The 6,894-nt window shown below is 43.2% G+C and carries 10 protein-coding genes; 6 read left to right on the top strand and 4 right to left on the bottom strand.

Annotated elements, in window-relative coordinates; all coding sequences use genetic code 11:
• Positions 1-148: 148 nt before the first annotated feature.
• The gene (locus O9295_RS00210; protein ID WP_288030826.1) at positions 149-514 is read left to right on the top strand and encodes a hypothetical protein; all 366 of its coding nucleotides are present in this window, start codon (positions 149-151) and stop codon (positions 512-514) included.
• A gap of 195 nt (positions 515-709) precedes the next feature.
• Here O9295_RS00210 and O9295_RS00205 read toward each other — a convergent pair whose 3' ends face one another.
• The gene (locus tag O9295_RS00205; protein ID WP_288030824.1) at positions 710-1,186 is read right to left on the bottom strand and encodes a DUF29 family protein; all 477 of its coding nucleotides are present in this window, start codon (positions 1,184-1,186) and stop codon (positions 710-712) included.
• A 167-nt stretch (positions 1,187-1,353) separates the two neighbouring features.
• Here O9295_RS00205 and O9295_RS00200 point away from each other — a divergent pair, with 167 nt between their 5' ends.
• The 3 genes from O9295_RS00200 to O9295_RS00190 all read left to right on the top strand — a co-directional run bounded on the left by O9295_RS00200 (position 1,354) and on the right by O9295_RS00190 (position 2,894).
• Positions 1,354-2,058, top strand: coding sequence for a choice-of-anchor C family PEP-CTERM protein (locus O9295_RS00200; protein ID WP_288030822.1), 705 nt, complete (start codon positions 1,354-1,356; stop codon positions 2,056-2,058).
• Positions 2,059-2,205: 147 nt separating this feature from the next.
• On the top strand, positions 2,206-2,538 hold the full coding sequence (locus tag O9295_RS00195; RefSeq protein ID WP_002750711.1) for a DUF433 domain-containing protein: 333 nt from the start codon (positions 2,206-2,208) through the stop codon (positions 2,536-2,538).
• Positions 2,535-2,894, top strand: a complete 360-nt coding sequence (locus tag O9295_RS00190) for a DUF5615 family PIN-like protein (protein WP_002763705.1) — start codon at positions 2,535-2,537, stop codon at positions 2,892-2,894. Before O9295_RS00195 ends, O9295_RS00190 begins: the two co-directional genes overlap by 4 nt.
• Before the next feature lie 27 nt (positions 2,895-2,921).
• Here the strand turns inward: O9295_RS00190 and O9295_RS00185 are convergent, their stop codons facing one another.
• The 3 genes from O9295_RS00185 to O9295_RS00175 form a co-directional block, all read right to left on the bottom strand.
• Positions 2,922-4,313 carry an MlaD family protein gene (locus tag O9295_RS00185; RefSeq protein WP_288030820.1) on the bottom strand — a complete coding sequence of 464 codons (1,392 nt, stop codon included), beginning with the start codon at positions 4,311-4,313 and terminating at the stop codon, positions 2,922-2,924.
• Between the two features lie 347 nt (positions 4,314-4,660).
• The gene (locus O9295_RS00180) at positions 4,661-5,440 is read right to left on the bottom strand and encodes an ABC transporter ATP-binding protein (RefSeq protein WP_002763710.1); all 780 of its coding nucleotides are present in this window, start codon (positions 5,438-5,440) and stop codon (positions 4,661-4,663) included.
• A 27-nt stretch (positions 5,441-5,467) separates the two neighbouring features.
• Positions 5,468-6,100, bottom strand: a complete 633-nt coding sequence (locus O9295_RS00175) for a 2OG-Fe(II) oxygenase (RefSeq protein WP_149987895.1) — start codon at positions 6,098-6,100, stop codon at positions 5,468-5,470.
• A gap of 191 nt (positions 6,101-6,291) precedes the next feature.
• Here O9295_RS00175 and O9295_RS00170 point away from each other — a divergent pair, with 191 nt between their 5' ends.
• Positions 6,292-6,537 carry a helix-turn-helix domain-containing protein gene (locus tag O9295_RS00170; protein ID WP_288030817.1) on the top strand — a complete coding sequence of 82 codons (246 nt, stop codon included), beginning with the start codon at positions 6,292-6,294 and terminating at the stop codon, positions 6,535-6,537.
• Entirely contained in the window at positions 6,518-6,766 is a 249-nt protein-coding gene (locus O9295_RS00165) for a hypothetical protein (protein WP_288030814.1), read from the top strand. The genes O9295_RS00170 and O9295_RS00165 overlap by 20 nt, the downstream gene beginning before the upstream one ends.
• Positions 6,767-6,894 lie beyond the last annotated feature (128 nt).

Here is a 6,894-nt window from a genome sequence, read left to right as displayed (position 1 = left end):
GCGGGTGTTGGTAAGCTTTCTCCCACTCACCTTCACGGTTCTGGCCATCTATGGCTCTGACGCTAGGGGAGATCGTTTCAAGCGTTGGACGACTCCCATCATAGGAATAGCGGCACTGTTCGTTACAGTGCGTATTGTCCTAATACTCGTGGCCTTCTCTATCAATCCCCGTATGTGTACGATTGTCGGCCCCAATCACCACCAGATTTGGGCTGACTACCTCGCGTCCTACGGCATACCAGCGATCGATATTGGCAACGCGCTTCTCTACGTCGCGATTCCCACTCTCGCCACTTTTTTGTTCCTGCGTCCGATTTGGGTGGCGATCGTTCTGTCCGCTATCGGACCGGGAACTCTAATCCCGCTCCGGATTCTGCTACCGCTTGAATGGGCTTCGGTGTGGTGTTGGGTCACTTCCCTGTTTCTATTTTTCGGCCTTGCCGAACCAATCATCGGGCAAGCGGGAGCGAAGCACTTTTTCAGGCCGATCGCTCTCCTGTTTCGGAAAAATTAGCTATCTTGCAAAAGTAACTCAAGATAATCTTTTTGTCGGTAACGAAGGGGGGCATCCCACTTTCATGACAAGCAATTATACTTAGGGCTAAAATCCTTATATGCCATAGCTTTCGGGAAGGTCAGAGACTTTAAACAGTCATCTAAATTCTGTGATTGGAACCAGAATCATATCTACAAAAGCTTTATCGCTCGCTTAAGTGTTTATACTTATTGCATAAATGGGATGCTCCCCTAGGGAGTAGGGAGAGACGTTTTTAATTAAAAGGAAAGCATCACTAATCAGTTTATTTTTGTCAATTATAGCTTCTAGTTTCTCCGATTGATAACGACCTGATTCGACTTCTAAAGAAGCGGCATCCAAAGCATTAAGATAAGCATCGTTTAAAGTGTCTGTTAATTCCTCATCACTTAAATAATATCCTGCCGCTTTTCGGCGTTTATTTTGGCGTTGAATTTCTCTAACACTATTGCGAATGGAGACATCCCAAGAACGAGTGGTTCGGTTTTCTGCCTGTTGTTTAATTAAATGAAGTAATAAGATAACAGCATAACCACGAATGGTGCTAATAATCCCATTTTTGCTCATATCTTCAAGGTCTTCTACAATCGCCAGTGAACCTTTAATATCACCTTTTAAGAGTAAAGCCTTTAATTCTAAAAGTTCTTCCATAATCCAATTTCTTCCCCAAATACCCCTTAATTATATCTTGCCACAAGTTTCTCTATCCCAAAGCTCATTTAAGGCCATCTTGAGCAAAAAATTAATCATTTTTTCATCTAGTTTGAGGTTTTCTGTGCTATGCTGTGGTTGTTTATCTAAAAATGGAGTTTTTAATTATGACTCAAAAATTAGCAAAACTGATTGATTTGCGGGGGGGGGGTAAGCATAGCTTATTAAAACTCTCAATTGCTTCCTCTGTCTTGGCGGTGAGTGCTTTGATAGTCACCCCTGTACAAGCAGCAAATTTGATTCAAAATGGCAGTTTTGAGACGGCTACCGTCAACCCTAACCCTGGTGATTTTATAAGACTTGATGCTGGTTCCACAGCAATTACAGGATGGACGGTCAGCCAAGGAACAATTGATTATATAGGAACTTATTGGCAAGCTTCTGAGGGTAGTAGAAATCTGGATCTATCTGGAGCGAATGCCGGTGGAATTCAGCAAACCTTTAACACAACTGTCGGTGAGACTTATCGGGTGACTTTTGATCTGGCGGGTAATACAGACTACAGTCCTACTATTAAAGAGATGAGAGTGAGTGCAGGAGGAAATTCTGCTGACTTTTCTTTCGACATAACAGGAAAAAGCCGTTCAAACATGGGATGGGTATCAAAATCTTGGGGTTTTACTGCCACTGGAACAACAACTACCCTTAGTTTTCTAAATTTAGTCGATACACCTTATGGTCCTGCGTTGGATAATGTCTCAGTGATAGCTCTTTCCTCTCCTCCTCCTTCTATTCCCGAACCTTCATCAGTGCTAGGATTATTGAGTTTAGGAGTATTAGGAATTGGTTCTGCTTTAAAACGTCAATCTTAATCTCTTTTTATCTTTTTAACCCATCTAAAGTAGGTGGGTTAAATTGAATATTCAGATAGGCTTAAAATCGGTGAATAATTTTGAATTTTGCGGCACATTTTTAATAATATGCTAGGATAGTATTGATGTTTTAGGAGGTAACAACCTATGCAGTTAGAAGATTATTTTGAATTTGTAGCAGTAGATAATATTCAATTAAAAGGACATCGTATTGGCATTGAGGACGTACTGAAATACTATCGACAAGGTTATAGTCCTCAAGAAATTCTCCAAGAATTACCAACTCTAAATTTAGAAAAAATTTATGCCACTTTGACCTATTATTATCACAATCAAGCACAAATCGATCTCTATCTTGTCAAGCTAGAAAGACAACGGGAACAACATTATCAACAGTGGCTAGAAACATCATCTCCTTTAATTGATCGTTTAAGAAAAGCAAAAATTAAAAAGGAGCAGGAGTATTTACAAAAAGCATGAAAATTCGGTTTTTGCTGGATGAAAATTTATCTCCTAAGCTAAAAATAGCGGTTCAACGTATCAATTCTACTATAGATATTTTGCGAGTTGGTGATGCGGATGCACCTCTTTTAGGGACACTTGATCCTAATTTATTGCAATATTTAGAATTATCCCAGAGACTGTTAATCACTGACAATAGAAGTACCATGCCCAATCATTTAAAAGATCATTGGAACACGGGAGGTCACACTTGGGGAATTATTTGGTTACGCCCTAGCGGTACAATTAGTCAATGGGCTGAATCAATGATTTTAATCTGGGAATTAACAGAAGCTGAAGAATGGATTGATCGCTTAGATTGGATTCCTTTATGAGGAACTAAGGTGATTTTTCAAACACATTTAATCATTTATTTCGGGGCTTTTTCTGGGTTTCTTAGGGTCTTTTTCTGGGGTATTAGCGGCGGGATTTGGGGCTATTGTCGCAATTTGGGCGGCCATTCTTGTCATTGCTTGACCTTGGGCGAATTCCTGCTGTAGTTGTTCGCTAGAAGAAACCAAACGACTTAAACCCTGAATTAAGCGGATAATTTCCTGTCGCAGTTGCGGATTACCGGTAATTTCATCCACATCCGAGGTGATTTTCTGAAGATTGGCAAAAGCGGCGCGAGAGGAGTCGAGAAGTTGCTGTAGGGTGACAACAGTGGCAGGATCGGAGAGATAGGCGGTAAAGTTGCCCAAATTTTCACTTAATTTAACAGCATTTGCCGAAATAGTGTTTAAATTCTCGATGATTTGGCTTTTCTGCACTTGCGTCAGGATGGGATCCAAAGCAGCGAGAGTAGTTTGTAGGCGATCGCTAGTAGTTTTGATACTATCGAGAGTAGCAATTAAACGATTTTGATTAGCTGCCAAAAAAACCCGCAGTTCTTCGGTGGTTTGGCCCACCAAAAGCAGCGTTTTTCGGGCCTCTACTAGGGTAGCGTCTAAATTTCTCAGGCCGCCACTTCCCTGTAAACTTCTCAGTAAAGTAGTCGCTTCCTGACTCAATCCCCCGACACCGGAAAGATCACTAGAAAGGCGATCGAGGGAACCGGATACTTGGGGTAAGGATTCTAGAGATCTCATCCCCGAATTAACTTTACCCAGAGTACCGCTGCGACGTACCTCACTTAAAGCGGTGGTTGCCTCACCACTAAAGCGATCGAGTCCTCCCAAGGCATTGGCAGCGCGTTGGGTGAAGGAACGAAATCCAGCCACCATATCGGGATCGCTAACTAGATTAGAAATTCTCAGTAAAGATCTGATCAGGGTATTGACATTTAGCGCCGATTGCCCTTGTAAACGGGAACCGTTACAGATAATCATCTCCCCATTGCAGTTAGGACTCAAAGGGGGTTCTTTGACACCACCGACGGGTAAAGCTTGCAGGGGAGTAATATCGATCGTGGTTTCACCCACTAAACCGGATTGAATGGCTTCGATGAGGGAATTACTGGGAATTAGGCGATCTGCTGGCGAAATCTCCACTTCTACGGCGACTCCCTCCGGTTCTGGGGTAATTGCCGTCACTTGCCCGATTCTCACTCCCCGATAACCGACGCGGGTTCCCACCATCATGCCACCCACATTAGGAAAAAGGAAGCTGGCGCGATAACTGCGTCCCCCGAAGCTAAAATTACTTAACCAAGCGACAAACCAGATTAATATTCCCCCCGATGTCAGTAACATTAAACCGATACCACTTTGCCGCAGAGTTGGGGAAATCCCCCGTTGTGAACCGCCAGCTTCCATAAATAATTACTCCTCATCTCTACACAGTATCTTACAGGAGAAATCGGGGGATTTCAGCGATCAGCTTCTGAAGGCAAGAGTCAAGGAGTCAGTATTCTCCGAGTCAGTATTCAGTATTCAGGAGTCGGGAGTGAGGATTCAGGAGTCAGTATTCAGGAGTCAGGAGTCAGGATTCAGGAGTCAGGATTCAGGAGTTGGGAGTGAGGATTCAGTATTCAGGATTCAGTATTCAGTATTCAGGAGATTATTTTTATTTATTCTCCCCACTTCCCCCCGCAACGCGCACGCAGTGACCACCCCACACCCCACACCCCACACCCCACACCCCACTTCCCTCAATTGACTGATCACTGAATTGGTCCGTCGATACTGCCGGTAAAAAATTGCTTGAGTACGGGGATTTCGGAGTGATAAGCCTCTTGAGTCGGTCCAACCCATTGAAATTGACCTTTATAGAGAAAAACGATGCGATCGGTGGTATTTTCGATGGTGCTATGGACGTGGGTGACAATGAGATGGGCCCCACAGGCTTTTTTTACCTTGAGAAGTTCCATAATTACCGTCTGGATGCGGGTAGAAGCGACGGGATCCAGTCCAGCAGTGGGTTCATCGTAAAGGAGAATGTTCGGTCGATCGGCGGCGATCGAGGGATCGCTGATAATTGCTCTGGCTAAACTGACGCGTTTTCGCATCCCTCCGGATATTTCAGAGGGATAGAGGTCGTAGGAACCGGACATTCCCACTAAATCCAGTTTTTCTTCCACTAAATCGCGGATTTCGGCTCGTTTTAGCTTTGAGTTGCGATAGAGAGCAAAACCGACATTTTCCCCGACGGTGAGGGAGTCAAAAAGGGCCGATTGTTGGAAAACTAGACCAACACCGAGGGGATCTTCCCCCTGTTCTACGGTTCTCTGCCGTTTTGTGCCGTAGATGTACACTTCTCCTCGATCGGGGGCAAGTAATCCGGCGACTAAGCGCAAAATCGTCGATTTTCCCGTCCCGGATGGACCGATCACGCCGATCGCTTCCCCTTCGTACACTTTCAGATCGACGTTATTTAAGATTACTTTCTTGCCGAAAGCTTTGGTTACTCCCCTTAATTCGACGATCGGTTCGCGCATCACCATCTAGAATATCTTTACAAAAATGCCCTTTTATTGTAGGGCAACGACCCGATCTTTCCTTTTTTTCTTTTCTGGTTTCATGGTTCGCGATTCTATCTGTATTTCGGGAATCTCTCGCAATTCTTCAGCATCTAACCGATATTGTTCGCAGACAAGACTCAGACGAATACCAGAACAACTAACGGGATTAACTGAATGGGTGAGATCTCCTTGAAAGAGGATCAAGGTGTTAGTACAAGGACGAATCTGGGCCACGGAACGATTGCCTGTTGCTAGTACCAGTTCCCCCCCTTGAATATCTTTAGGAACCTGCACATAAAGGACGCTAACTAGGAGCGGGGGATCGATAGTTTTACAATAGGAGCGCAGGGAGCGATCGATATGGGGATCGACGCGTGAACCGGTTTGTAGGAGTAAGGGATTAAGATAAAAAGCGTTGCAGTCAGCTTGTAAACTGCGATCGAGATAGGGTTTAAAATAGGGAAACATTCGTGCGACTTCGCTGATTTGTGTGCGTCGAAAAGCGATAGAAAAGCCTTTGGTTTTAACGAAATCTCGATTTAAATTGTTAACTGTGAAGTGGGGACAAGCGAGAATCTGTCCTTGTAGTTCGCTCAGATAACTGGGAGTAAAAGCGTCGGGATATTGGGAATAGTAAGGCACGGATAGAATCGCAACGGGATGGCAATCTTTAGGATACATTTTTAGTCAAACACAAAATCAGAGTTTTTGCCGCTCCCGAATATAGGTTTATTGAGAATCAGCTTTTGTGACTTATAGTCCGTAGATTAATAGTCATCATAGAAGGAAAATGGACTGTGGAGAATTTCAATATCTTCTTTGGTAGTTTATATATGGCAGGAAAGCTAGTCACTGCTGTTGCTGTGACTGTAAGAAAATTGCTTAAGAAACGTAATCTGAGTCAAGAAGCTTTAGGGTATAGGGCTAATCTTGACAGAACCTACATATCTGGAGTTGAAAGGGGAGTAAGAAACATTACTTTGGACTCCTTAGAACAAATTATTTCAGCTCTGGACATGGATATTGTTACTTTTGTCAATACTGTTGCGGAAGAAATTAATGAGTTATATCATAAATAAACATTCTGATACCAGCTTTTTCTCAAAACAAGGTCAGAAAATAACTATCGATAAAGTCATATTTGAGCATTCATTAGTTGAATGTCATTCTGTTGTTAAAAAAATCGTCCAAGATATACCAGTAGATATATTTAGAATTCTAGGTATGAGGAATCTTTCCGCATTTATTGGTGAGCTATTTGCCATAGAATTTGCCAATAAATCCCAGGGATTATTTAGGGTTTGCTGAAAAAGTTTTTCCTAGGGGCAGGGTGTAGGGTGTGGGGTGTGGGGTGTGGGGTTTTACCGATTTTGAGGGGGTCAATTACCTAATTTTCAGGGAAAAAGTCCCTGAATTTACCCCTGATCACTCCCATA

The sequence above is a fragment of the Microcystis sp. LE18-22.4A genome, assembly GCF_027531105.1.
Taxonomy (GTDB): Bacteria; Cyanobacteriota; Cyanobacteriia; order Cyanobacteriales; family Microcystaceae; genus Microcystis; species Microcystis aeruginosa.
This window is presented reverse-complemented; position numbering and strand designations above follow the sequence as displayed.

What these genes read in the sequence shown, in the direction of transcription:
- O9295_RS00185 (WP_288030820.1), bottom strand. Translation starts at nt 4,313, where the DNA reads ATGGAAGCTGGCGGTTCACAACGGGGGATTTCCCCAACTCTGCGGCAA.
- O9295_RS00205 (WP_288030824.1), bottom strand. Translation starts at nt 1,186, where the DNA reads ATGGAAGAACTTTTAGAATTAAAGGCTTTACTCTTAAAAGGTGATATT.
- O9295_RS00200 (WP_288030822.1), top strand. Translation starts at nt 1,354, where the DNA reads ATGACTCAAAAATTAGCAAAACTGATTGATTTGCGGGGGGGGGGTAAG.
- O9295_RS00165 (WP_288030814.1), top strand. Translation starts at nt 6,518, where the DNA reads ATGAGTTATATCATAAATAAACATTCTGATACCAGCTTTTTCTCAAAA.
- O9295_RS00170 (WP_288030817.1), top strand. Translation starts at nt 6,292, where the DNA reads ATGGCAGGAAAGCTAGTCACTGCTGTTGCTGTGACTGTAAGAAAATTG.
- O9295_RS00180 (WP_002763710.1), bottom strand. Translation starts at nt 5,440, where the DNA reads ATGGTGATGCGCGAACCGATCGTCGAATTAAGGGGAGTAACCAAAGCT.
- O9295_RS00190 (WP_002763705.1), top strand. Translation starts at nt 2,535, where the DNA reads ATGAAAATTCGGTTTTTGCTGGATGAAAATTTATCTCCTAAGCTAAAA.
- O9295_RS00195 (WP_002750711.1), top strand. Translation starts at nt 2,206, where the DNA reads ATGCAGTTAGAAGATTATTTTGAATTTGTAGCAGTAGATAATATTCAA.